Source organism: Pseudomonas sp. ES4 (assembly GCF_050586665.1).
Lineage (GTDB): Bacteria > Pseudomonadota > Gammaproteobacteria > Pseudomonadales > Pseudomonadaceae > Aquipseudomonas > Aquipseudomonas frederiksbergensis.
Genome location: NZ_JBOBDO010000017.1, coordinates 98796 through 122591, shown reverse-complemented (window position 1 = coordinate 122591; position 23796 = coordinate 98796). Strand labels below are relative to the sequence as shown.

Genomic DNA, 23796 nt, shown 5'->3' with positions numbered 1-23796 from the left:
ATGTACCTGATCAATGGCCAACTGCGTGACGACGTTACCCCGCAAAGCGCCCTCGACAGCCTTCGAAAACAATTGCCCGGGCTGCTTTCTGCACCGATCGACAGCGAGACCGTCATTGAAGCCGCGGCTCGTTTCGCCGCGCAGTTACAGACTCGCAGCCTGAACCTGCCTCTGGACGACGATCAATGTCAGGGGCTGAGCGAGTTCTGCCAGCGCAGCAACCTGAGCACAAAGCTTGAGCGAGAACTGGGTTCGCAACCCCGTTCGCTGAGACGTATCGACTACCGGCAGCCACACTTTGAAAGCTGGCACCCCTTGGGACTGGTGGTGCATGTGACGCCGGGCAATGCGCCGATGCTGGCGTTCTGCGCGGTTCTCGAAAGCCTGCTGGCCGGTAACATCAACTGGTTACGCCCCAGCGCCAGCGATGCGGGTTTGACTGCAAAGTTGTTGGCTGAATTTGTGAAGTGCGACACCAGCGGCAGGCTTGCCGAGTTCGTCGCGGTACTGCCCGTGGGCACTTCCCTGATAGCCGAACTCTGCGCTCAGGCCGATGGCGTGTCAGCCTGGGGCGGTGAAAAGGCACTCACGGCGATTCGTCAGCAGATCCCCGCCGGATGTCGCTGGATCGATTGGGGGCACAGGATCAGTTTCGCTTATCTGTCGCCTGACGCGGCCAGCCCTTCGGCGCTGGATGCGTTGGTGGATGAAGTGTGCAGCCTGGATCAACAAGCGTGTTCCAGCCCGCAATGGGTGCTGGTGGACAGCAATGATCCGGCCATTCTGCAAGACCTGGGCGAGCGTTTGAGCGAAGCCTTCACGCGCCGTGCCTCGCGCTGGCCGGCGCTGGTACCCACGGACCAGGAGGCGTGCGAAATCACCACCCGCACGGCCATGGCGCAACTGGATTACTGTTTTGCGAACCAACGCGGCCAGGTCTGGGCCGGCCATGGATGGCGGATCATCTGGGAACACCATCAGACGCTCGCGCCATCGCCACTGTTTCGTACGCTGCTACTCAAGCCTGTGCCGCAACACTTGATCGCCGAGACGCTCTTGCCCTGGCGCACGGTCCTGCAAAGCTGCGCACTGATTTGCTCTGCGACAGAAACGCCAGGACTTGTGCGAACACTGGTCAACGCTGGCGTCACCCGTATTGCGCCTTGCCCGGGGATTCATGATGGCTACGCCGGTGAGCCGCATGATGGCGTTTACGCGTTGACGCGTTTGAGTCGCCGCCTCTCGGTGAGCCTGTCGGCGGATGTTTTGCCGGGCCGGGCGACGCTCGACCCGGTCCCACCGGCCCCTGACATTGCCGATGCGCCGATCATGGACAAAAACGCCTTCACGACCCAACCGATGGGCGCCGCAGCGCAATTGTATTTCCGCTCGGGAGGGAGCAGCGGCACTCCCGCCCTCGCCGGCTTCAGCTATCGCGACTTTCAACGACAGATGCGCGCAGCGGCAGACGGCCTGTTCGCCGCCGGCCTCGATCCTGCACAGGACCGGGTCATGAACCTGTTTTACGGCGGCAGCCTGTACGGGGGGTTCCTCAGCTTTACCAAAATACTGGAGCAGATGGGCGTCACACATTTCCCCATGGGGGCGCCCCAGGACAATGACTTCAGCGAAATCGCCCAATTGATCGTTGACCAGCGTGTCACCGTGCTGATCGGCATGCCGAGCACCTTGCATCGTCTGTTCTTCAGCGAGCAGGCCCGACTTCGCGCGTACGCAGGTATCAGCAAAGTGTTCCTCGGCGGCGAGCACCCGGGCCAAACCAGCCTGAGCCTCATGGAAAGTTGCGGGGTTTCGATGATCCGCTCGGCGATCTATGGTTCCGTCGACGCCGGTCCTTTGGGGCATGCGTGCGCAGCTACCGCGAACGGGGTGTTTCACTTGATGTGCGAAACCCAGCATCTGGAAATCGTGCAGATCGAACAGGATGAACCGGTCCAGGCTAATGAGGTCGGTCGCCTGCTGTTTACCTCACGAGCACGTCAAGGCCAGACCGTGCGCCGATATGACGTGGGTGACACCGGTCGCTGGATGCCCGGAGCCTGTCCGTGCGGGATGGACTCACCCCGATTCGAACTGCTCCAGCGCCACGGCAAACTGGTGCGAATGGGCACGGAATTCATTTCACCGTCGGCTCTGCACGATAGCGTCGGCGCGCCCATGCAGATAGTTCTCGATCACAGCCCTGATGGCGTCGAGCGGCTGACAGTTTTGTCGAATGCAGACGCCGATCAGGTCCGCCACGCCTTATTGAACGATCAAGCGCTGGTAAACGCCGTGAACGCCAACCTGTTAATTGTTGAAGTTCAAACATGCAAGGAACAAGCATTCACTCGGAATAAACACAGCGGCAAAACACCGTTGGTTATTGATAAAAGAAAATAAAAATACCGAGAACTACTCACAACTTGTTTTCCGACTGTCTAGACGCCTGATAGAAAAGAGAGAATCCAGTGAAATCGACTTATTCACTCGAACAACTGCTGTCTTATATACGACAACATTCAAACTTCTACCGCCAGCAACTGGAACACTTACCGTCGCAGGGCATTAAGTTGCAAGATATACCGCTGACCAACGCTGTGGACTATTGGTCTGACAGCCATGACTTGAATCATTGGCCGGTCCTGACCGCAAAGGTCGACGATGCGTTGGTGTTTCAAACCGGCGGATCGACCAGCCAGGGCAAACTGTCCGTTTACACCTATAGCGAATGGCAAGAACTGGTCAGTACATTTGGAGAAAGCTTCTCCTCACAACTGAATGACGGCGACCGTGTCGCCAATCTGTTCTTTTCCGGAGATCTCTATGCCAGCTTTCTGTTCATCCACGACTCCCTGGTACACGTCAGGCGATCGATCTGCGAGTTTCCGTTTACTGGACACGCGGAGCTGGGCGCACTGGCCGATGCGATTGATCAGCATCGGATCAACGTGCTGGTCGGCGTCCCGGCACAGCTGCTGCGATTCGCTGCCTACCTGAACCAGCATCGGCGAGTACTGCGCGGGGTTGAGACGTTGTTGTATGGCGGCGAAAGCCTGTTTGCCCAGCAGGTAGCAATCCTCACCGACGTATTTCCCAACGTGCGCATCGCGTCCATTGGCTATGCCAGCGTAGATGCCGGCCTTATCGGGGCCAGCGCTCCTGACTGCGCCTTGGGCGAGCATCGGGTGTTTGAACCACAAACCTTGCTCGAGATCATCGATGAACTCACCGGCGAAGTCATCGAAGAATGCGATCGCACCGGATTGTTGGTGGTGACTAGTCTGACCCGCCGGCTCATGCCACTGCTGCGTTATCCAGTGGGCGACCGCGCGTGCTGGCGCGAGCCCGGCTCAGCCCCAAATCGCAAATTCGCCCTCAAGGGACGTAGCGTGCACAGCCAGCGAGTGCGCGTCGGCGTGCTGTCGCTGCTGATCGACGACATCCAGCAGATCGTCCAGCGCATTGCCCACAACGACCAATGGCAATTGCTGATCGAACATGACGGATACAAAGATATTTTGAGTGTGAAGTGGGTTCCCTCAACGCTATCGATGGCCACCGTACCGGTGTGCCGAGCGTTGTACGAGGCGTTGGTTGAACACTATCCCGCCATCGAGGAGTTGAGCCGCGAGGGTCTGCTGGAATTGCGAGTGTTGTCTTGTGCAGTCACCGCATTGAAGCTTCACCCACGCTCCGGCAAACAATTGCGGGTCCAGGACCTGCGCGTGTATGACGCACCATTGTCGGAGCCCGCATGATGCCGCATTTGATTTTTCGCCCCTATCGCCCCTCCGACGCACGTGCCGTAAGCCAGTTGTTTCGCGAGGTCTATGGCGATCATTACGTGCAGCCGGATGTGTACTTGCCGAACATGATCGATCAGCACAATGCCAAGGGACGCTGGAAGTCGATGCTGGCGGTGGACGACGTACGCGTTCTAGGGCATGCCGCGTTGTGTCATGACACACCTGCGGACACCACCGAACTGGCCCTCAGCGTGGTACATCCCGCCGCGCAGGGGCAGAGCATCGCGACCCGTCTGGGTCGGGAGTTGTTGTCGCAATCAGGTTCCATGGGGTTCAACAGCGTCTCGATCAAACAAGTGACACACCATCCCTACACGCAACGCATGGCTGCAAGCATCGGCTTCCACAGCACGGGTTTGCTACCTGACTACGTCCCTTCGCCCTTCGCCGAGCCGCTGCCGGAAACCATCGTGATGGGTTGCCATGTAGTCGAAGGGCAAACGCGTCCACTTCCCGATATCCCATGGCCTGAAAGCTGCCGAGGGTTTATGCAGCACTTGTGTGCTGTGTTCGGCACTCATGCGGACATGACGCCGTTGTCTTCCCTGCCCTTGCAACTCAAGCAACACCATAAAAGATTCGACATGGTCATTCAGCGTTTGACCAAACGTCTGCTTGAGCAGGTCCGGCAATTGCCCAGGCACTGGCTGATCTCGGCCAAACTTCAGTTGTCACGGCACTTTGCCCAGGACGTTCGCAATCTGGCGGCCCTTGGTTTCACCTTTACCGGGCTGACGCCTACCTCCAGTGCCCAGGGGTGGTTCGCACTGTTTCATCGAGGGGCGCAGTCTCGACACCTCGACCTGCATTGCCCGCACATGCAACGCTTGCATGACGATTTACAGCAAAACACCAACATGCAGAGTAGCGCCGAAGCGCTGAACAGAGCCCGCTCAGCCGCGTGAGGCTTTTCGATAAAAGTCATTGCCCGGCTGCGCGCAAAGCTCTACCAGCCAGTCGACAAACACCCTCACCCGCCGGGACAACTGGCGGTGTGGCGGGTAAAGCGCGGTCAGCGGCATGCCCGGTGTCGGCACCGCACTGAGGACTTCACATAAACGGCCTTCGCTCAACTGGCGCGCTACGTGGTAAGACGGGGCCTGGACCAGACCATACCCCGCCTCGCACGCGGCCAGGTAACCATCGGCGCTGTTGACCGAAACTTGCTTGGGCAAATCAATGAGCTGAACCTGATCATTGACCATGAACTCCAGCCCATAACGCTTGCCATTGTTGCTGGAGAAGTACTCCACCATCTGATGGCCTTCCAGGTCAGCCAGACACTGAGGCGCTCCGAATCGCTTCAAGTAATCGGGGCTGGCACACGTGACCTGGTCCAGCATGACCAACGGCCGCGCCACCAGTGAATCATCCAGTGAGTCGCCGCCCCGCAGCACGCAATCGACGCCTTCGCGTATCAAGTCGACAGGCCGGTCATTCAAGCCGATTTCCAGCTCGATCAAAGGATATCGAGCAGTGAATTGCGGTAACGCCGGGATCACTATCAAGCGCCCTACTCCCGCCGGCATGTCCACGCGCAGCAGCCCCTTGGGGTTATTCCGTGCAGCGCTGAACACTGCTTCGGTTTCCTCCAGATCCGCCAGCAACCGCACGCAACGAGGGTAATAGGCCGCGCCGTCGAGCGTCAGGCTGATCTGCCGCGTCGTGCGTTGCAACAGTTGCACACCGAGATGCGCTTCCAACTGTTTGATCAGGATGGTCACGGAGGCACGGGGCAATTGCAGGCTATCCGCCGCTTTGGCAAAACCGCCCAGTTCGACGATTCGAGTGAACACGCGCATCGCATTAAAACGGTCCATGGCTATTGCTTACCGGCTGATTATTTAGAAATTACGAACAGTGATAGCAGTTTTAGCCGGTTTATCTTGTTTCTGTCGAGATCAACAATGGACTTCACTTCACAGGGAGCTGATTTCAATGCAAACACGTCAACTGGGCAAAAACGGTCCACTCGTCAGCGCGATGGGTCTGGGCTGCATGGGCATGACCGATTTCTACACGACTGGCGTGGACGTCCGCGAAGCCACGGTCACACTGCATCGCGCGCTGGAATTGGGCATCAACCTGCTCGACACCGCCGACATGTACGGCCCGCACACCAACGAAGAACTGATCGGCAAAGCCATCGTCGGCAAGCGAGACCAGGTGTTTCTGGCCAGCAAATTCGGGATCGTTCGCGACCCGGCCAATCCGGTTGCGCGGGGCGTGAATGGCCGACCGGAGTACATTCGCGCCGCTATCGACGGCACCCTCAAGCGCCTCGGTGTCGAGACTCTGGACTTGTATTACCAGCACCGCATCGATCCGCAGGTGGCCATCGAGGAAACCGTCGGCGCCATGGCCGACCTGGTGAAAGCCGGCAAGGTTCGATACCTGGGTTTGAGCGAGGCCTCGGTCGCAACGCTTGAGCGCGCGCACAAGGTTCATCCGATCAGTGCGCTGCAAAGTGAATATTCGTTATGGAGCCGTGATCAGGAGGAAAACGGTTGTCTGGCGGCGTGTCAGCGCCTGGGGGTTGCCTTCGTCCCCTACAGCCCTTTGGGCCGTGGCTTTCTCACCGGCGCGCTGAAAAGCCCTGATGATTTCGCGGCAGACGACTACCGGCGCTTCAGCCCACGTTTTCAAGGCGAAAACTTCGCCAAAAACCTGTTGTTGGTGCGGCAAGTGCAGGACCTGGCCGCAGACAAAGGCGTGACCGCCGGCCAACTCGCGCTCGCATGGGTGCTGGCTCAGGGTGATTACGTTATCCCGATTCCCGGAACCAAACAGCGTAAATACCTGGAAGAAAATGTGGCCGCGCTGGATGTGAAGCTCAGCGGCGAAGACTTGCAAGCACTGGAAGCGATATTCCCGGCCAATGCCACGGCGGGTTTACGTTATCCGGAAGAAGTCATGGAGTTACTTGACCGGTAACCGACACCTGGCCCATTCGACAAGTTGAGTGGGCCAGGACAAACCGTCACGCCTTTGAGCTGACGCCCTTGTCGGTAGGCACTGATGTGCCGTTGCCCTTGCCATAAGCTTGTAAATTCTGCAGTACGTAGATCGCTTTCTTGTATTCCGGGATCAGTCCCGCAGCGTACTTGTCACCCTTGATGCTGTTGTTCTGGATGGTGTCCAGTTGAGTGGCGAAATACTCCAGTGCATTGAATTTCGCATCCGGGTCTTTCTGTATTCCGAACCGGTCAAACTTGTCACCGGCATTCATTAAGGTCATTGAAGTAATATCAGAAATCAGTCCTTTGGCTTTCAAGAACGCACTGAGATTGCCCAGTTGTTTGGCGGTGACATTTTCCGGATCGAAGCCTTTGATGTTTCTGTGCAGTTTCTGCTCATCCATCAACTTCGTGTTGAGCGCACTGGGATCGCTTCCCACCAATGCCAGCATTTGCTTGACCCTGGCGCTGTGCGTCACAGGCTTGCCAGCGCCTGTGTCCTTGACCAGCAAACCTGCCTTGGAAGTCCAGGCACCGGTATAGCCAATAGTCATGACCGAACTCCCGACTGCGCTATCTGAAACAGACATCCGTGTGAGGCGACCATAAAAAGCTCCTTGTTTAATCTGGTTAAGAGCGGGCGAGTATCAGCCTGGCCACTTGCCATACCAACTATTTATTCCGGTTTTTTACAATTCTCGTACATTTACGATACAAGCGGAAAAGCGCCCTGTTTCATTGGCTTATCCAATGGGAGTGTGATTTTTCGACGCTACGCAGCCGGACGCAGCCTTCGGCAGCTGCTACAAAGAATGTGCGGCGGCTGAAACTCGTATTACTTCGAAACAATCTCCTGCCTCGATACTGGTTAGAATGGTCAAAATGCATTTTTTGGCCGCTATTCGAGACGAGATCCCCCATGCGAACCCACCTGCGTCTGGTCGCCCTGAGCGCCCTGTTCATTTCCTCCCTGGCCCAGGCCGCCGACCTGATCCCGATCGAGGTTCACCGCGATGCCAATTGCGGTTGCTGCAAAAAATGGATCAGCCATCTGGAAGCCAACGGCTTCAAAGTCGACGATCACGTCGAAGCCAATATGAGCGAATTCAAGCAACAGCACGGCGTGCCTCCACGTCTGGCGTCGTGTCATACCGCTTTGATCAACGGCAAATTCGTTGAAGGTCATGTCCCCGCCGATCAGGTGCTGGCCTTGAGCAAGCGCGACGATCTGCTGGGCGTCGCCGCACCCGGCATGCCCATGGGTTCACCCGGCATGGAAATGGACGGCATGAGTGATGCGTATCAAGTGATCGGCCTGAAGAAAGATGGCACCGACATGGTGGTGGCGGACTACCCGGCCCATTGATGTTCGGTGCGTACATCGGGCTGTTCTTTGCCGCATTCGGTGCGGCAACCTTGCTGCCCTTGCAGTCCGAAGCGGTGTTGGTGGGGCTGTTGCTCAGCGGCAAGTATTGGCTCTGGTCGCTGCTCGCCGTGGCGACATTGGGCAATGTCCTGGGGTCGCTGGTGAACTGGTGGCTGGGGCGCGGTATCGAGCGGTTTCATGATCGGCGCTGGTTTCCCGTCAGCCCGCGCCATCTGGAAAAAGCCCGGGTGCATTATCAGCGTTACGGTCATTGGTCGTTGCTGCTGAGCTGGGTGCCTGTGATCGGTGATCCGCTGACCTTGGTGGCCGGCGTGATGCGCGAGCCGCTGGGGCGATTCCTGCTGATCGTGACCCTCGCCAAAGGCGCCCGTTATGGTGTGTTGGCCATGGCCACAGTGGGCTGGATGGGTTGAACGATTATCCACGGCGATTGCCTGTGTTTAATGTCGCCCTAATCATGCCGATCCAGCATCGGCCGATTTCCAATGGAGCTCGCCCATGTCCCTCACCCCTATCCGCTGGCTGCCCAGCCTGCTACTGACCGCTGCATTGCCTGTCATCGCCCACGCCGAAGGCCCGGAATACGGGCCGGAGCTGCAAGGTTTCGAATACCCCTACACGGTCAAGCATTTCGCCTTTGAATCCCAGGGCAAATCCCTGCAAATGGGTTACATGGATGTCGCCGCCAACGGCAAGGCCAACGGACGCAGCGTGGTGCTGATGCACGGCAAGAACTTCTGCGGTGCCACCTGGGACAGTTCGATCAAGGCCCTGAGTGAAGCCGGTTACCGGGTCATCGCCCCGGACCAGATCGGTTTCTGCACCTCCAGCAAACCCGACCATTATCAGTACAGCTTCCAGCAACTGGCGACCAACACCCAGCAATTGCTCAAGGCCCTGGGCATTCAAAAGGCCAGTGTTCTCGGGCACTCCACCGGCGGCATGCTCGCCACTCGCTATGCGCTGCAATACCCCGATCAGGTTGAACAACTGGCCCTGGTCAACCCCATCGGCCTGGAAGACTGGAAAGCGCTCGGCGTGCCCTATCGCACGGTCGATCAATGGTATGAGCGCGAGCTGAAACTCACCGCCGACGGCATCCGCACCTATGAACGCAACACCTATTACGGCGGTCGCTGGAAGCCGGAATTCGATCGCTGGGTAGACATGCTCGCGGGACTGAACAAAGGGCCGGGGCATACGCAGGTGGCGTGGAATTCGGCGCTGATCTACGACATGATCTTCACCCAACCGGTGTACTACGAGTTCAAGGACCTGAAGATGCCGACCCTGCTGCTGATCGGTACATCCGATACCACGGCCATCGGCAGCGACATCGCACCGCCCGAGGTCAAGGCGAAACTCGGTCACTACGACGTCCTCGGCAAGCAGGTGGCGAAACTGATTCCCCGATCGACGCTGGTCGAATTCCCCGGCATGGGCCACGCGCCGCAAATGGAAGAACCGGCGCAATTCCACCAGGCCCTGCTCGCTTGGCTGAACAATACCAACCCCGTTCATTGATGAGGTAAAGCCGATGACAGTGCAGATCGCGATGATTGATGACTGGCAGGACGTGGCCCGTGACGTGGTGGACTGGTCGGTGCTGGAGCCCATCGGCCAGGTAAGTTTCATCCATGACTACCCTGGCGACAACGACACCCTGGCGGCAAGGCTGGGCGAGTTCGAAGTGATCTGCGTGATGCGCGAACGCACCCGGTTCGATGAGGACTTGCTGCGGCGCTTACCGAATCTCAAGCTGCTGGTCACCGGTGGCATGCGCAACGCCGCCCTGGACCTGAAAGCCGCCGCCGCGCAGGGCATTCAGGTCTGTGGCACCGACAGTTACAAGCACGCCGCGCCGGAACTGACCTGGGCGTTGATCATGGCGGCGACCCGCAACCTGGTGGTTGAAGCCAACGCCCTGCGAGCCGGTTTATGGCAGCAAAGACTGGGCGGCGACCTGCATGGCAAGACCCTGGCAATCCTGGGGCTGGGCAGCATTGGCACTCGCGTTGCCCGGTTCGGCCAGGTGTTCGGCATGCGGGTGATTGCCTGGAGCGAGAACCTGACCGCCGCACGCGCAGCCGAAGTCGGCGTGACCTGCGTCAGCAAACAGGAACTGTTCGAACAGGCCGATGTGCTCTCGGTCCATCTGGTGCTCAGCGAGCGTAGCCGCGGCTTGGTGGACGCCCAGGCGTTGGACTGGATGAAACCTTCGGCGCTGCTGGTCAACACTGCCCGTGGCCCGATCGTCGATGAGGCGGCGTTGATCAAGGCGTTGCAAAAACGGCGACTGGCCGGTGCTGCGCTGGACGTCTTCGAGCAGGAACCCTTGCCACCTCATCATCCGTTCAGAACCCTGGACACTGTGCTGGCCACGCCCCACGTCGGGTATGTCAGCCAACAAAACTATCAGCAGTTTTTCTCGCAGATGATCGAGGATATTCAGGCGTGGTCTGCGGGAGAACCGATTCGCGTACTGAGCTGATACGCGTCAGGCTGAGGTGGGCAACCACAACCGAAACCGTGCCCCACCCAGCGGCGACGCTTCAACGGTGAGCGTACCGCCCTGGGCTTCCAACGCCCGACGACTGATTGCCAACCCCAGACCAAACCCGCCCGTGGCCCGATCCCGACTGCGATCCAACCGATAGAACGGTTCGAAAATCCGCTCCCGCTCCTCATCCGGAATACCGATCCCATCGTCGTCCACCCAGATTTCCGCCCCCTTGGCACACACCTGCACACCAATCTGGATGCGTTTTTCGCAGTAGCGCATCGCATTGCGCAGCAGGTTCTGTATGGCGCGGGCAGTCAGCCTTGGGTCGAGGGTGAAGCGCTCAAGTTGTCCGTGCAGGAGCACATCGATAACGATGTCCGGGGATTCCAGTTCTTCGTCGACGCTGCCGAGGATGCTGTCGATAAATTCATCCAGCGACACTTCGACCCGCTCCGGCAGCCGCGCCGGGTTTTGCAGGCGGCTGTAGGACAACAGTTCCAGCACCAGCTCATCGAGTTCGCGAATGTGCGCGACCAGCCCTTGCAGACGCTCGCGACTGGCGGCGGGCAAATCGTCGGACAGTGCCAGCGCCAGGCCGAAATCCAGTCGTGTCAGGGGTGTACGCAATTCGTGAGACACGGCATTGAGCAGGTCCCGCTGCTGATTGAGCAGGTTCTCGATATCGCCAGCCATGGTGTCGAAGACGTTGGCCAGGCTACCGATGTTGGAGCTTCTGGAAATCTGTGTGCGTTCGCTCAAATGGCCCTTGCCGAAACGTTCAGCCGTCCCTTTGAGGCGTTCCAGGTCGCGCCAGTGCGGGCGCAGCCACAGCAACAGGCAGGCGAGCATGGTCGCGCCGATCAACACGTTGATGCTCCAGTACAACAGGCTGACGTCTATCGGGTCCGGCGGCACGATCATCTCCACCACCGTCCGCTCGTTCAGCGGCGACACCGCCAGGGTGCGCCAGCCCCAGTCGCCAATGCGCACGATGTTCTCGCCACGCTGCAAACGCCTGCGCTCATCCGCGGTGAAATCGGGGTCGTCGTTACCGGTCAGGACGATGTGCAGCGGCTGGAATTCCTTGTCCATCTCCGCGGCCAATGCCGGCCACTGTGCCGGGGGCACGGCGTGAAACTGTTTGACGATGAGGGTTTGCAGCCCGCGCGAATAATCGAGGTTGTAGGTGACAAAGCGCTCCTGGAAGACCTTGATCACCACGTCAGGCACCAGATAGATCGCCGCGCTGTACGAAACGATGGTCACCAGATACAGGCGAAACAGGATTCTGAACATCGACTCAGCATTCCCACTCGGAACGGCTGAACAGGTACCCCTTCCCCCACACCGTCTTGATCTTGCGCGCCTCGCCGGCGTGATCGTCGAACTTGCGCCGCAGCTTGGAAATCGCCACGTCCACCGAGCGGTCGGTGCCATTGAACTCGATGCCGCGCAGGCGTTGCAGGATCTGGTCACGACTGAGCACTTCACCGGCATGCCGAGCGAGCACCACCAGCAGGTTGTATTCACCGCTGGACAGTTCGACCAATTGCTCGCGCCAGGTCACGGTGCGCTCGGACAAATCGATGCACAGATTGCCCATCAGGATGCGGTCGTTGGCCGTCTGCGGTTCAATCAGACTGCTGCGTCGCAACAACGTCCGCACCCGGGCCAGTAACACCCGCGGTTCGCAAGGTTTGGTGACGTAGTCGTCAGCGCCCATTTCCAGGCCCAGCACCTGATCGTGGCTGTCGTCGCGGGCGGTGAGCATCAGGATCGGCAAGGTGGCCGAATCGGCGCGCAGCAAACGGCAGACTTGCAGGCCATCGAGCCCCGGCAGCATCAGGTCAAGGATCACCAGGTCCGGCGGATTGACCCGCGCCCGTTCGCGCACATGGTCGCCACGGCTGATCACGCTGACGCTATAGCCGTTGCGTTCCAGGTAACTGGCAATCAGTTCGGAGAGCGCGGTGTCGTCTTCGACCAGGAGGATGTTGGGCATGGGGTGTTTCCAGAAAGTGCAGTGGCGTTTGACAGACCGCTTTCGCGAGCAGGCTCGCTCCCACAGGGGACCGCATTTCAACTGTAGGAGCGAGCCTGCTCGCGAAAGCAATCTAACAGTCGCAATAGAAATCGAGGCGTGAAGGATATACGCCCTCAACCGTGCCTGAGTAAAACCCTTACACAATTTCACACAGCACCAACAAAGCTTCACCGCTACCCTCGTCGCCTCCCCGTAGGATGCGGGGGGTCATTATTGGGGTATTACATGTCAAAGAATCTGCTTGCCAGGCTCAGCCTGATTGCACTGGCGGTGACGCTAAGCGCTTGTGACAAGGCCTCGACGGCCGAAGAACAGGCGCCTCTGGCCACGGTTCGCATTGAAACCATCCAGGCCAGCCCACTCTCGATCACCAGTGAACTGAGCGGGCGGATTGCCGCGCCACGCATTGCCGAAGTCCGCGCCCGGGTTGCCGGGGTGGTGTTGCAACGGGCGTTCCGTGAAGGCAGTGATGTGAAAAAAGGTGAAGTGTTGTTCCGTATCGACCCGGCGCCGTTCAAGGCCGACCTGGACAGCGCCGAAGCGGCGCTGCGCAAGGCGCAAGCCAATGCGTTCCAGGCGCGCCTGCAAGAGCAGCGTTACGCGCAGTTGATCGAAGGCAATGCCATCAGCGGTCAGGACTATGACAACGCCCGGGCCAGTGCCCGGCAAACCGCTGCCGACGTCGCCGCGAACCAGGCTGCCGTGGAACGGGCGAAACTCAACCTGGGTTACGCCACCGTCACCGCCCCGATTTCCGGGCGCATCGGTCGCGCGCTGGTAACCGAAGGCGCACTGGTCGGGCAGAACGAAACCACACCGCTGGCATTGATCCAGCAACTGAACCCGATTCACGCCGACCTCACCCAATCGACCCGAGAACTAAACGACCTGCGCCGGGCGTTCCGTTCCGGCCACTTGCAGCAGGTCGGTCAGGACCAGGTCAAAGCCACGCTGATCCAGGACGACGGCAGTCTCTATCCGTTGCCCGGCAAGTTGCTGTTCGCCGACATCACCGTCGACCCCGGCACCGGCCAGATCATTCTGCGCAGCGAATTCCCCAACCCGGACCTCGATTTGCTGCCGGGCAGCTTCGTGCGCGTGCGTTTGGAGCAAGCGGTCAACCAACAAGGCATCAGCGTGCCGCAACGGGCCATCCAGCGTGACAGTGCCGGTATTGCCCAAGTGCTGTTGCTCGATGCCGAGCAGCGAGTCGGCCAGCAACCGGTCGAACTGGGCGCCGTGCAGAACGATCGCTGGATCGTCACCGCCGGTCTCAAGCCCGGTGACCGCATCGTCACCGAAGGCCTGCAGCACGCCCGTCCCGGCGAAAAAGTGCAGATCGACGACACCCCTCTTCCACTTGCCCAGGTTTCTGGCCAGTAAGCAGGACGCTTCTTTATGCCGCAGTTCTTTATCGATCGCCCGGTGTTCGCCTGGGTGGTTGCCCTGTTCATCCTGTTGGCCGGCGCCCTGGCCATTCCACAGTTGCCGGTGGCGCAATACCCCAACGTCGCGCCGCCGAAAGTCGAAATCTACGCGGTGTACCCCGGTGCTTCAGCGCAGACCGTGGACGAAAGCGTGGTCAGCCTGATCGAGGAAGAACTCAACGGCGCTGACCATCTGCTGTATTTCGAATCCCAGAGCAGCCTCGGCAGTGCCACCATCACCGCGACGTTCCAGCCGGGCACTGACCCGGAAATGGCGCAGGTCGATGTGCAAAACCGCCTGAAAGTGGTCGAGTCGCGTCTGCCTCAAGCGGTGACACAACAGGGTTTGCAGGTGGAGAAAGTCTCCGCCGGCTTCTTGTTGCTGATCACCCTCACCTCCAGCGACGGCAAGCTCGACGACGTGGCGCTCAGCGATTACCTGGCGCGCAACGTGATGAACGAGATCAAGCGTCTGGACGGCGTCGGCAAGGCGCAGTTGTACGGTGCCGAACGGGCCATGCGAATCTGGATCGATCCGCAGAAGCTGATCGGCTTCAACCTGACCCCGGCCGATGTCAACGCCGCCATCGTCGCGCAGAACGCGCAAGTGTCGGCGGGTAGCATCGGCGATTTGCCAACCCGCACCACCCAGGAAATCACCGCGACCATTCTGGTCAAAGGCCAGTTGTCGACCCCGGAAGAATTCGCCGACATCGTCCTGAAAGCCAATCCCGACGGCTCCACGGTGCGCATCAAAGATGTGGCGCGTGTCGAGATCGGCAGTCAGGAATACCAGTTCTCCACCCGCCTTAACGGCAAACCATCGACCGCCGTCAGCGTGCAGTTGGCACCGGGCGCCAATGCCTTGAGCACTGCCACGTTGGTGCGGGCGAAGATGGACGAACTGGCGCGCTACTTCCCCGCTGGCGTGGAATACAAGATCCCGTACGACACCTCGCCCTTCGTCAAAGTCTCGATCACCAAGGTGGTTTACACCCTTGGCGAGGCGATGTTGCTGGTGTTCGCGGTGATGTTCCTGTTCCTGCAAAACATCCGCTACACGCTGATTCCGACCCTGGTGGTGCCGGTGGCGCTGATGGGCACCTTTGCGACCATGTTGGCGCTGGGGTTCTCGATCAACGTGCTGACCATGTTCGGCATGGTGCTGGCGATCGGCATCCTGGTGGATGACGCGATTGTGGTGGTGGAGAACGTCGAGCGGCTCATGGCCACCGAAGGCCTGTCGCCCAAAGAAGCAACGCGCAAGGCGATGAAGCAGATCACCGGGGCGATCATCGGCATCACGCTGGTGCTGGTCGCGGTGTTCATTCCGATGGCGTTCATGCAGGGCTCGGTCGGGGTGATTTACCGGCAGTTCTCCTTGTCGATGGCGACGTCGATCCTGTTCTCGGCGTTCCTCGCCCTGACCTTGACCCCGGCGTTGTGCGCGACGCTGCTCAAGCCGATTGCCAAGGGTGAACACCACGAGAAGCGCGGGTTCTTCGGCTGGTTCAACCGGCGCTTCGAGCAACTGACCGAGCGTTATCAGGGCTGGGTTGCCTATGCACTGAAACGCACAGGCCGCTACCTGTTGATCTACGGCGTGCTGCTGATCGGATTGGGCGTGTGCTTCAGTCGCCTGCCCTCCTCGTTCCTGCCGGTGGAGGATCAGGGTTACACCATCACCGACATTCAACTGCCACCGGGTGCAAGCAAGAACCGCACGGTGCAGGTGGTCGAGCAGATCGAAGCCCACAACGCCACTGAACCCGGCGTCGGCGACAGCACGGTGATTCTCGGTTTCAGTTTTTCCGGTAGCGGGCAGAACGCCGCGTTGGCGTTTACCACGCTCAAGGACTGGTCTGACAGGGGTAGCGACGACTCGGCCAGTTCCATTGCCGATCGCGCCAACATCGCGTTGAGCCAGATCAGGGACGCCGTGGCGTTTGCAGTGCTGCCGCCGCCGGTGGATGGCCTTGGCACTTCCAGCGGTTTCGAGTTCCGCTTGCAGGACCGTGGCGGCCTCGGCCATGCCACGCTGATGCAGGCGCGTAGTGAATTGCTCGCTGGCGCCGAGAAAAGTCCGATCCTGATGAACGTGCGCGAAAGCGCCCTGGCCGAAGCGCCGCAGGTGCAATTGGAAGTCGACCGCAAACAGGCCAACGCGCTGGGCGTGTCCTTTGCCGACATTGGCAACGTGCTGTCCACCGCCGTCGGTTCGGCCTATATCAACGACTTCCCTAATCAGGGGCGGATGCAGCGTGTGGTGGTGCAGGCTGAAGGCGATCAGCGCAGTCAGGTCGCCGATCTGCTGAAGATTCACGTGCGCAACAGCGCCGGGAAAATGGTGCCGTTGTCGGCCTTCGTCCAGGCCAGGTGGACCCAGGGCCCTGCGCAATTGACTCGCTACAACGGCTACCCGGCAATCAGTATTTCCGGTGAACCGTCGCCCGGTTACAGCACCGGCGAAGCCATGGCGGAAATCGAGCGTCTGGTGGCGCAAGGACCGGCGGGGTTGGGGCAGGAATGGACCGGGTTGTCATTGCAGGAGCGGTTATCCGGCAGTCAGGCTCCGATCCTGCTCGGTTTATCGTTGCTGATTGTGTTCCTGTGTCTGGCCGCGTTGTATGAGAGCTGGTCGATTCCGACCTCGGTGCTGCTGGTGGTGCCGCTTGGCGTGCTCGGCGCGGTACTGGCCGTGACCTTGCGCGGGATGCCCAATGACGTGTTCTTCAAGGTTGGATTGATCACCATCATCGGGCTGTCGGCGAAGAACGCGATCCTGATCATCGAGTTCGCCAAGAGCCTGTACGACGAAGGCCACGACCTGATCGACGCCACGCTGCAAGCCGCGCGCCTGCGGCTGCGACCGATTGTGATGACGTCGCTGGCGTTCATTCTGGGTGTGGTGCCGCTGGCGATTGCCACCGGGGCCAGTTCAGCGAGCCAGCAAGCCATCGGCACCGGGGTGATTGGCGGGATGATCACGGCGACACTGGCGGTGCTGTTTGTGCCAGTGTTTTTTGTGGTGGTGATGAAACTCGTGCGCAAGCGCCATAAGGGTATCTAACCCCACCTACCCTGTGGGAGCGAACCCTGAGTCAGACCAGGCTTTTGCTGACCACCTCGAACACATCGCTGGACAGCTGGCCCGAAGCGCGAATCCGCTCCAGCTCACCTTTCATCAACGCCTGGCGCGCATCGTCATACTTGCGCCAGCGAGTCAGCGGTGCCAACTGCCGAGAAGCAATCTGCGGGTTGAACCCGTTCAACTCGATCACCAGATCCGCGAGGAACCGATAACCCGAACCATCGGCCGCATGGAAGTTGATCAGGTTCTGCCCGGCAAACGCGCCGACCAGTGCACGAACCTTGTTCGGGTTCTTGATGTTGAATGCCGGATGCTGCATCAACGCCTTGACCCGCTCCAGACCACCGGGCAGCACGCTGCCCGCCTGGACGCTGAACCACTGATCCATGACCAGCGGATTGTCCTTGAAGTGCTCGGCAAAACTGGCCAGGGCCTTGGCTTTCTCGTCTTCGAACGGCGAATTGACCAATACCGCCAACGCCGTCAGGCGCTCGGTCATGTTGTCGCTGGTCTCGAACTGCTCGAGCGTCGCCGCCAACACTTCCGGTTTGCCGCTGAGCATCAGGTACGACAGCGCAATGTTCTGCAACGCGCGACGAGCGAAGTGTTCGGCTTCAGCCACATACGGGGTTTTCTTCGACAGATCGCGATTGGCCTGGTAACGCAGCCACAGCGCCTCGAACAAACCTTCCGCCAATTGCTTGCGAGCAAACTCGCGAGCGATGTGAATGGCGTCAACGTCAGCCACTTCGCTGATCTCAGTCAGATACGCCTCGCCCGGCAGCGAGAGCATTTCCGCGACCATCGCCTGATCCAGCGTTTCGTCCGACAACACGGTACGCAAGGCAGAAACCAGACGCTGATCCAGTACCAGTTTCTCGCCCTTTTGCTGCTGAGCAATCAGCTCTTGCAGCACCTGAACCGACAATTGCTGACCCGCATCCCAGCGATTGAAACCATCGCTGTCGTGCTGCATCAGGAACATCAGTTGATCGCGGTTGTACGGGAAGCTCAGTTTCACCGGCGCCGAGAAGCCACGCAGCAACGAAGGCAATGGCTGTTGCGCGATGTCGATGAAGGTGAACGTCTGCTCGGCTTCGGTTACGGAGATGACCCGTGAGGTGCCCTGGGCACTGGCTTCACCGGAAAGACGCAACGCAATGGCCGCGCCTTTGGCGTCCAGCAGGCCCAGTTCGACCGGGATCACGAACGGCAGCTTCTCAACCTTGTCCGGAGTTTCCGGGCAGCTTTGACGGAACGTCAGGCTGTAGGTTTTCGCCGCCGCGTCGTAGGACTCGCTGACCGCCAAACGCGGTGTGCCAGCCTGGCTGTACCAGCGCTTGAACTGGGTCAGGTCGACACCGTTGGCGTCTTCCATCGCTTTGATGAAGTCGTCACAGGTCACGGCCTGGCCGTCATGGCGCTCGAAGTACAGGTCGCTGCCTTTACGGAAACCTTCGGCGCCGAGCAAGGTGTGGATCATGCCGACCACTTCCGAGCCCTTTTCGTACACGGTCAGGGTGTAGAAGTTGGAAATCTCGATGAAGCTGTCCGGGCGCACGGCGTGAGCCATGGGACCCGCATCTTCGGCGAACTGGTGGGTGCGCAGGTACGCCACGTCCTGGATGCGCTTGACCGTGGCCGAATTCATGTCGGCGGAGAAACCCGAATCGCGGAACACGGTGAAGCCTTCCTTCAGCGACAACTGGAACCAGTCGCGGCAGGTCACACGGTTGCCCGACCAGTTGTGGAAGTACTCGTGGGCAACAATCGCCTCGACCCGCTGGTGCGCGGCGTCGGTCGCGGTTTCAGCGCGAGCCAGCACGGCGCTGGAGTTGAAGATGTTGAGGCCCTTGTTCTCCATGGCACCCATGTTGAAGTCGTTGACCGCGACGATCATGAAGATGTCCAGGTCGTACTCGCGACCGTAGACCTCTTCGTCCCAGCGCATCGACTTCTTCAGGCTGTTCATGGCGTGCTGGCACTTGTCGATGTTTTCCGGCTCGACATAAATGCGCAGCGCCACAGAGCGCTCGGTCATGGTGGTGAAGGTGTCTTCGACGCACCACAAATCACCGGCCACCAGCGCGAACAGGTAAGCAGGTTTCTTGAACGGATCTTCCCAGGTCGCCCAGTGCCGGCCGTCTTCGCCGGGACCTGAGGCAATCGGGTTGCCGTTGGAGAGCAACACCGGATAGCTGTGCTGCTCGGCAACCACCGTGGTGGTGAACGTGCTCATCACGTCCGGACGGTCGAGGTAATAGGTGATCTTGCGGAAGCCTTCGGCTTCGCACTGGGTGCAGAACATCGTGCCGGATTTGTACAGGCCTTCCAGCGCAGTGTTGGTTTCCGGGTGGATCCTGACGCTGGTATCGACCGTGAAGGTGGTGCTGGTCGGGTGCAGGGTCAGGTGGTTTTCCGTCAACTGATAGTCGGCGGCGGTCAATTCGATGTCGGCCAGGTTCACCGACAGCAATTCAAGCTGTTGGCCATCCAGCACCAGCGGCGGCAGGCCCGGGCAACGCTCGGGATTGCGGCGCATCACCAGTTGCGCATGGACCAGGCTGTGGTCCTCGTACAACTCGAAGGTCAGGTGCGTCTCGTCGATCAGGTACTCGGGCGCCTGATAGTCCTTCAGGTAGATCATCTTCGGTTGTTCGGTGCGCATGCTGGAGTCCTTACTGATGCACGGCGAGCTGATAGGCCGTGTATTTACGAATATTGATTACGCCGGTGTCGAAAATCAGGTACTGGCCCTTGATTCCCAACAGCGTGCCTTCGGCGATCGGATTCTTGTCCAGGTTGAAGCTGACGATCTTGGCCGGGTATTGCTCGACCGGATAGCGGATCTCGAGCGTTTCTACATCGGCAATAGTCTGGATCGCCTGTAGGCCGAATCGTTCCTGCAAACTTTGCAATCCTTCGGCGCAACTGTCGAACAGCTGATCGCGAACCTGCGCCAAATCGACCGACACCGCATCGCCCTTGAGTAAAGCACGCCAGTTGGTCTTGTCCGCCACCTGACTGCGGAACAGGTCTTCGACGAAGCCCGACTGCTGACGGGTCGAAACCCGCATGATCGGCAGAGCCTGACGGGCGCCCTGATCGATCCAACGGGTCGGCAGCTGAGTGGCGCGGGTAATCCCGACCTTCACTCCCGAAGAATTGGACAGATATACAATGTGATCCGTCATGCAAAACTTCTCGCCCCACTCTGGTTCACGGCAGGTGCCAGCGTCATAGTGGCAACGCTCCGGGCTCATGATGCAGATGTCGCACTGAGCCAGTTTGGTCATGCACGGGTAGCAGTAACCCTGGCTGAAGCTGGTTTTAGTCTTGCGTCCGCAATGGGTGCAATGAATCGCTCCCAGGTATTCCAGGCGCACCGTGGTCCCGATCAATGGATTGACCGGCACCTCGACGTCGTCCAGACGAAACGCGTACTGCACGTTCGGCCCGTCAAGGCGCGCCGACATTTTGCTGATTGCACCGCGGCCAATCTCGATCAATGGACGGCATCCGATTTGAACAGGATATTCGGCACTTCGATCGACTTGGAGCCGCACTCCTGCACGCCCATGTAACCGGTGCGCTGGTCTTCGGGCAGGTTCTGGATTTCCCAGGCGATCATCGCTTGCAGCGACAGTTCGCGTTGTTCGGCGGTAAGTTTGCCACCGTCGGACCATTTACCGATTTCCACCGCCAGTTTCAGGCTCTGGTAGATCTCGGGGGTGATGTTGTTGATCATTTCGTTAAAAGAGGACATCAAGGGCTCCGCGCTCTTTATTGACATAACTGGTTAGACGGCCAGTTTACGGCGGTTGTACAAACCACCCAACAAGCCGGTCAAGCATCCGACGAGCAACCCGCCGACGTGGGCCGCATTGGCAATTTCACCGAAACCGATCAACGAGATCAGTCCCGACATACACAGCACCAGCCACACCAGCATCATCACCAGCACGCCGCGCGGCAGGCGATAAGCCGGGTTTGGCGACAACAGCTGAAAGATCCAGCAATGCCCGAGCAGGCCGTACAGCACCCCGGACAACCCGCCAAACAGTGTCGGGCCACTGAAAACAAACTGGGCGTAGTTCGAGACCAGGCCGAACAGCAAGGTCAGGCCGATCAGGTTGATACTGCCCTGGCGCGACTCGATGCGTCGCCCCAGCTCCCAGTACCACATGCCGTTCATGGCCAGGTGCAGGATGCCGAAGTGGATCAGCATCGGCGTTACCAGACGCCACCACTGCCCCGCCGCCAGGCTGTCAGCCAATGGCACAAAGTGGATGTACTCGCCGACAACGCGAAAATCGAGGAAGGTCAGCCAGCGCAACGTGTCGAGGTTTTCGCCCAGCAGCGTCACCGCGCCGACCAGCAGGCTCAGCAGCAACACGAACGCCGTCGCCTTGGCGTGGCGCAGTTGCTCGACGAAACCTGGGTGCTTGACGGTTTGCGCCACCGGAATGTCCAGCTGTTGATCGGGATCACCGGCCGGGAAACGTTCGTACAACACACGCACGTCTTCGCTGATGTTGGCCGGCACCCACAGCACTTGCTCGCCCGCCTCTTCACTGACCCGATGCGGCACCTGCATGCGCTGCAACAGTTTGACGAACCCGCTCAAGTCCACCGCCAGCGGCAGGCGTAAAACAGCAACGGCACTCATCGCAGCACCTCCGGCCGCTCGACATCGACCCAGACAAATTTATGCGGGTCGAGACGGGTTTCCTGGTCCAGACGGTAGGCGACCAGTTTGCCGTAAAGCACCGCACTGTAATCCAGACAGGCCAGGTTCGGCCGGATCGGCGCCGGTTTGCCGCTGCGCCAGTAGTGGCCCACGAACAACAAAGGTTCATCGACGCCATAGCGCAGCAAGGTGTTTTTTTCAGTGGACGACAGCGGCGTCCGGGCCACGGGTTCGGGCAAGGCGTCGGGCTGGAACACAATGTCTCCATAGGTTTGCGGGTCGTCTTCCCAGAACTTGGTGCGGAAGAACGAACGCGTCAGGCCATCGCCGCTGGTCATGGTCAACCCGTGCGGCAAGCGCATGTCAGTGCCGCGCAGCAGGCGATCGAACACGGTGCAGGCGAAACTGCCCGGCACGGCCGAGGCCTGGAGGAAATGCTCATCGACGCAACCATTGGGGAACAGCGCGCGCAAGGGTTCGATCAGGCCTGCATCCCAGCAGGCATGCACCACGCGAAAACGCCCGGCGTCGACGAACAATGGCATCTCGTAGAACCATTGCAGGAAGTCATGCCAGTCGGCCGGATGGCCTTCGAACTGGGTCAGGGTTTCGTTCAGCAAACGGGCATGGCGCGGGGTGTGTTCACGCACGAACTGCTTGCCGCTGCCCGGAGGCGCCGGCGTACTCCAGCCGAGGGCGTTGAACTCATGGTTACCCATGATGCACAGCGCCTGACCCGCTTCGACCATGTCGTGAACGATGTGCAGCGCTTCGCGAATCCGCGGGCCGCGGTCAATGATGTCGCCAACGAACACTGCCATGCGCGACGAATGCCGCCAGACGCCAGCGTGTTTCTGGTAACCGAGCCGGTCGAGCAAGTGCTCAAGGGTCAGAGCGCAACCGTGCACGTCACCGATCAGGTCGTAGCTACGCGCGGGATCGAGCATCAGTCGCCTCCACCACCCAACTTGCTACCCCAACCGAGTTTGGTCCTGCAGACTTCATAGTAGTTGTGATCGAGCGGATGAATCAGCCGCAGCTTTTGGGCTTTTTTGCTGATGGTGATGGTGTCACCCGGCGCGCAGGTGAAATGGTTCTGCCCGTCACAGGAGACTTGCGGGTAAATCTGCATATCTTTGGACACGACGATTTTCAGCTCACTGTTGCCATCGACCACAATCGGCCTGCCCGACAAGGTATGGGGGTACATCGGCACAATCACAATAGCGTCGAGCTTGGGGTGCATGATCGGCCCGCCCGCCGACAGCGCGTAGGCGGTCGAACCGGTCGGAGTGGCGACGATCAGGCCGTCGGCCTTCTGGCTGCAGACGAACTGGCCGTCGATGTACAACTCGAACTCGATCATCCGCGTTGACTTGCCAGGGTGCAGCACCACGTCGTTCAGCGCGTCGCCCTGACCGATAGCCTCGGCATGACGACGAACTTCGGCTTGCAGCAGGAAGCGGTTCTCGACCAGATAGTGGCCGTCGAGCACTTCGGCGACTTTGACTTCCAGCTCATCGGGGCGGATATCGGTCAGGAAGCCCAGGCTGCCACGGTTGATGCCCAGCACCGGGATATTGTGCCGGGCCAGCGCCCGGGCGGCACCCAACAGGCTGCCGTCACCACCCACCACAATCACCATGTCACATACTTCGCCGAGCATCTTGCGCGACGAGGTTTGCAAGCCATGGCCCGGCAACACTTCGGCGATGGTGTCTTCGAGGATCACGTGCAGGTGACGATCGAGCAGAAACCGTTTCAGTCGGCGGACGGTATCCAGCACCTGCGAACTGCCCAGGCGACCGATGATGCCGATATTACGAAATTGCTCCATGAGGTTCCTGCGCGACGGCGAAAAACACGATTATGGGCGAAAGCGCGGGAT

At 59.7% G+C, this 23796-nt stretch carries 20 protein-coding genes; 10 read left to right on the top strand and 10 right to left on the bottom strand.

The window, feature by feature from the left end:
* The 3 genes from ACQ4OB_RS18975 (at position 1) to ACQ4OB_RS18965 (ending at position 4714) form a co-directional block, all read left to right on the top strand.
* Positions 1-2403, top strand: a complete 2403-nt coding sequence (locus tag ACQ4OB_RS18975; protein WP_430956240.1) for an acyl-CoA reductase — start codon at positions 1-3, stop codon at positions 2401-2403.
* A gap of 68 nt (positions 2404-2471) precedes the next feature.
* Positions 2472-3761 carry an AMP-binding protein gene (locus ACQ4OB_RS18970; protein WP_430956239.1) on the top strand — a complete coding sequence of 430 codons (1290 nt, stop codon included), beginning with the start codon at positions 2472-2474 and terminating at the stop codon, positions 3759-3761.
* A complete protein-coding gene (locus ACQ4OB_RS18965; RefSeq protein ID WP_430956238.1) occupies positions 3761-4714 on the top strand; it encodes a GNAT family N-acetyltransferase in 954 nt (317 codons plus the stop codon). Before ACQ4OB_RS18970 ends, ACQ4OB_RS18965 begins: the two co-directional genes overlap by 1 nt.
* Here ACQ4OB_RS18965 and ACQ4OB_RS18960 read toward each other — a convergent pair.
* Positions 4703-5629 (bottom strand): LysR family transcriptional regulator, encoded by a 927-nt coding sequence (locus tag ACQ4OB_RS18960; RefSeq protein ID WP_430956237.1) that lies wholly within the window; start codon positions 5627-5629, stop codon positions 4703-4705. The two genes, ACQ4OB_RS18965 and ACQ4OB_RS18960, sit on opposite strands and share 12 nt — an antisense overlap.
* Positions 5630-5747: 118 nt before the next feature.
* On the opposite strand from ACQ4OB_RS18960, the gene ACQ4OB_RS18955 reads away from it, so the two are divergent.
* A complete protein-coding gene (locus ACQ4OB_RS18955; protein ID WP_430956236.1) occupies positions 5748-6743 on the top strand; it encodes an aldo/keto reductase in 996 nt (331 codons plus the stop codon).
* A gap of 46 nt (positions 6744-6789) precedes the next feature.
* Here ACQ4OB_RS18955 and ACQ4OB_RS18950 read toward each other — a convergent pair whose 3' ends face one another.
* A complete protein-coding gene (locus tag ACQ4OB_RS18950; protein WP_074876337.1) occupies positions 6790-7320 on the bottom strand; it encodes a hypothetical protein in 531 nt (176 codons plus the stop codon).
* Between the two features lie 365 nt (positions 7321-7685).
* Between ACQ4OB_RS18950 and ACQ4OB_RS18945 the strand changes: the two genes are divergently transcribed.
* From ACQ4OB_RS18945 to ACQ4OB_RS18930, 4 genes are all read left to right on the top strand, one after another.
* The gene (locus ACQ4OB_RS18945) at positions 7686-8132 is read left to right on the top strand and encodes a DUF411 domain-containing protein (protein ID WP_074876335.1); all 447 of its coding nucleotides are present in this window, start codon (positions 7686-7688) and stop codon (positions 8130-8132) included.
* Positions 8132-8566 carry a YqaA family protein gene (locus ACQ4OB_RS18940; RefSeq protein ID WP_076031233.1) on the top strand — a complete coding sequence of 145 codons (435 nt, stop codon included), beginning with the start codon at positions 8132-8134 and terminating at the stop codon, positions 8564-8566. The genes ACQ4OB_RS18945 and ACQ4OB_RS18940 overlap by 1 nt, the downstream gene beginning before the upstream one ends.
* An 85-nt stretch (positions 8567-8651) precedes the next feature.
* Entirely contained in the window at positions 8652-9677 is a 1026-nt protein-coding gene (locus tag ACQ4OB_RS18935) for an alpha/beta fold hydrolase (protein WP_430956235.1), read from the top strand.
* Positions 9678-9690: 13 nt separating this feature from the next.
* Positions 9691-10644: a D-2-hydroxyacid dehydrogenase family protein gene (locus tag ACQ4OB_RS18930; protein ID WP_430956234.1), complete on the top strand. Its 954-nt coding sequence runs from the start codon at positions 9691-9693 to the stop codon at positions 10642-10644.
* 6 nt (positions 10645-10650) lie between these two features.
* Here ACQ4OB_RS18930 and ACQ4OB_RS18925 read toward each other — a convergent pair whose 3' ends face one another.
* Together ACQ4OB_RS18925 and ACQ4OB_RS18920 are read right to left on the bottom strand one after the other, a co-directional pair.
* Positions 10651-11952 (bottom strand): ATP-binding protein, encoded by a 1302-nt coding sequence (locus ACQ4OB_RS18925; RefSeq protein WP_430956233.1) that lies wholly within the window; start codon positions 11950-11952, stop codon positions 10651-10653.
* Positions 11953-11956: 4 nt separating this feature from the next.
* Positions 11957-12658, bottom strand: coding sequence for a response regulator transcription factor (locus ACQ4OB_RS18920; RefSeq protein ID WP_074876325.1), 702 nt, complete (start codon positions 12656-12658; stop codon positions 11957-11959).
* Positions 12659-12925: 267 nt separating this feature from the next.
* Here ACQ4OB_RS18920 and ACQ4OB_RS18915 point away from each other — a divergent pair, with 267 nt between their 5' ends.
* Positions 12926-14083 carry an efflux RND transporter periplasmic adaptor subunit gene (locus ACQ4OB_RS18915; protein WP_074876323.1) on the top strand — a complete coding sequence of 386 codons (1158 nt, stop codon included), beginning with the start codon at positions 12926-12928 and terminating at the stop codon, positions 14081-14083.
* Positions 14084-14098: 15 nt separating this feature from the next.
* Positions 14099-17197, top strand: a complete 3099-nt coding sequence (locus ACQ4OB_RS18910; protein WP_430956232.1) for a multidrug efflux RND transporter permease subunit — start codon at positions 14099-14101, stop codon at positions 17195-17197.
* A 31-nt stretch (positions 17198-17228) separates the two neighbouring features.
* Here the strand turns inward: ACQ4OB_RS18910 and pepN are convergent, their stop codons facing one another.
* The 6 genes from pepN to ACQ4OB_RS18880 are packed head-to-tail and all read right to left on the bottom strand — an operon-like array spanning position 17229 to position 23745.
* The gene (gene pepN / locus ACQ4OB_RS18905) at positions 17229-19886 is read right to left on the bottom strand and encodes an aminopeptidase N (protein ID WP_430956231.1); all 2658 of its coding nucleotides are present in this window, start codon (positions 19884-19886) and stop codon (positions 17229-17231) included.
* 10 nt (positions 19887-19896) lie between these two features.
* The gene (locus ACQ4OB_RS18900; protein ID WP_102614773.1) at positions 19897-20727 is read right to left on the bottom strand and encodes a DUF2797 domain-containing protein; all 831 of its coding nucleotides are present in this window, start codon (positions 20725-20727) and stop codon (positions 19897-19899) included.
* Complete coding sequence (locus ACQ4OB_RS18895) at positions 20724-20984, bottom strand: YeaC family protein (protein ID WP_074876315.1); 261 nt, start codon at positions 20982-20984, stop codon at positions 20724-20726. The genes ACQ4OB_RS18900 and ACQ4OB_RS18895 overlap by 4 nt, the downstream gene beginning before the upstream one ends.
* 33 nt (positions 20985-21017) lie before the next feature.
* On the bottom strand, positions 21018-21887 hold the full coding sequence (locus tag ACQ4OB_RS18890) for a rhomboid family intramembrane serine protease (RefSeq protein WP_074876313.1): 870 nt from the start codon (positions 21885-21887) through the stop codon (positions 21018-21020).
* The gene (locus ACQ4OB_RS18885; protein WP_371916901.1) at positions 21884-22858 is read right to left on the bottom strand and encodes a metallophosphoesterase; all 975 of its coding nucleotides are present in this window, start codon (positions 22856-22858) and stop codon (positions 21884-21886) included. Before ACQ4OB_RS18885 ends, ACQ4OB_RS18890 begins: the two co-directional genes overlap by 4 nt.
* Entirely contained in the window at positions 22855-23745 is an 891-nt protein-coding gene (locus ACQ4OB_RS18880; RefSeq protein ID WP_007906781.1) for an NAD(+) kinase, read from the bottom strand. The genes ACQ4OB_RS18885 and ACQ4OB_RS18880 overlap by 4 nt, the downstream gene beginning before the upstream one ends.
* Between the last annotated feature and the right edge of the window lie 51 nt (positions 23746-23796).

Bases quoted from the DNA above. Each gene is read 5' to 3' on its own strand.
- ACQ4OB_RS18975 (WP_430956240.1), top strand. From the start codon at position 1: ATGTACCTGATCAATGGCCAACTGCGTGACGACGTTACCCCGCAAAGC.
- ACQ4OB_RS18955 (WP_430956236.1), top strand. From the start codon at position 5,748: ATGCAAACACGTCAACTGGGCAAAAACGGTCCACTCGTCAGCGCGATG.
- ACQ4OB_RS18895 (WP_074876315.1), bottom strand. From the start codon at position 20,984: ATGTCCTCTTTTAACGAAATGATCAACAACATCACCCCCGAGATCTAC.
- ACQ4OB_RS18910 (WP_430956232.1), top strand. From the start codon at position 14,099: ATGCCGCAGTTCTTTATCGATCGCCCGGTGTTCGCCTGGGTGGTTGCC.
- ACQ4OB_RS18965 (WP_430956238.1), top strand. From the start codon at position 3,761: ATGCCGCATTTGATTTTTCGCCCCTATCGCCCCTCCGACGCACGTGCC.
- ACQ4OB_RS18950 (WP_074876337.1), bottom strand. From the start codon at position 7,320: ATGACTATTGGCTATACCGGTGCCTGGACTTCCAAGGCAGGTTTGCTG.
- ACQ4OB_RS18915 (WP_074876323.1), top strand. From the start codon at position 12,926: ATGTCAAAGAATCTGCTTGCCAGGCTCAGCCTGATTGCACTGGCGGTG.
- ACQ4OB_RS18925 (WP_430956233.1), bottom strand. From the start codon at position 11,952: ATGTTCAGAATCCTGTTTCGCCTGTATCTGGTGACCATCGTTTCGTAC.
- ACQ4OB_RS18920 (WP_074876325.1), bottom strand. From the start codon at position 12,658: ATGCCCAACATCCTCCTGGTCGAAGACGACACCGCGCTCTCCGAACTG.
- ACQ4OB_RS18890 (WP_074876313.1), bottom strand. From the start codon at position 21,887: ATGAGTGCCGTTGCTGTTTTACGCCTGCCGCTGGCGGTGGACTTGAGC.
- ACQ4OB_RS18930 (WP_430956234.1), top strand. From the start codon at position 9,691: ATGACAGTGCAGATCGCGATGATTGATGACTGGCAGGACGTGGCCCGT.
- ACQ4OB_RS18945 (WP_074876335.1), top strand. From the start codon at position 7,686: ATGCGAACCCACCTGCGTCTGGTCGCCCTGAGCGCCCTGTTCATTTCC.
- ACQ4OB_RS18940 (WP_076031233.1), top strand. From the start codon at position 8,132: ATGTTCGGTGCGTACATCGGGCTGTTCTTTGCCGCATTCGGTGCGGCA.
- ACQ4OB_RS18960 (WP_430956237.1), bottom strand. From the start codon at position 5,629: ATGGACCGTTTTAATGCGATGCGCGTGTTCACTCGAATCGTCGAACTG.
- pepN (WP_430956231.1), bottom strand. From the start codon at position 19,886: ATGCGCACCGAACAACCGAAGATGATCTACCTGAAGGACTATCAGGCG.
- ACQ4OB_RS18935 (WP_430956235.1), top strand. From the start codon at position 8,652: ATGTCCCTCACCCCTATCCGCTGGCTGCCCAGCCTGCTACTGACCGCT.
- ACQ4OB_RS18880 (WP_007906781.1), bottom strand. From the start codon at position 23,745: ATGGAGCAATTTCGTAATATCGGCATCATCGGTCGCCTGGGCAGTTCG.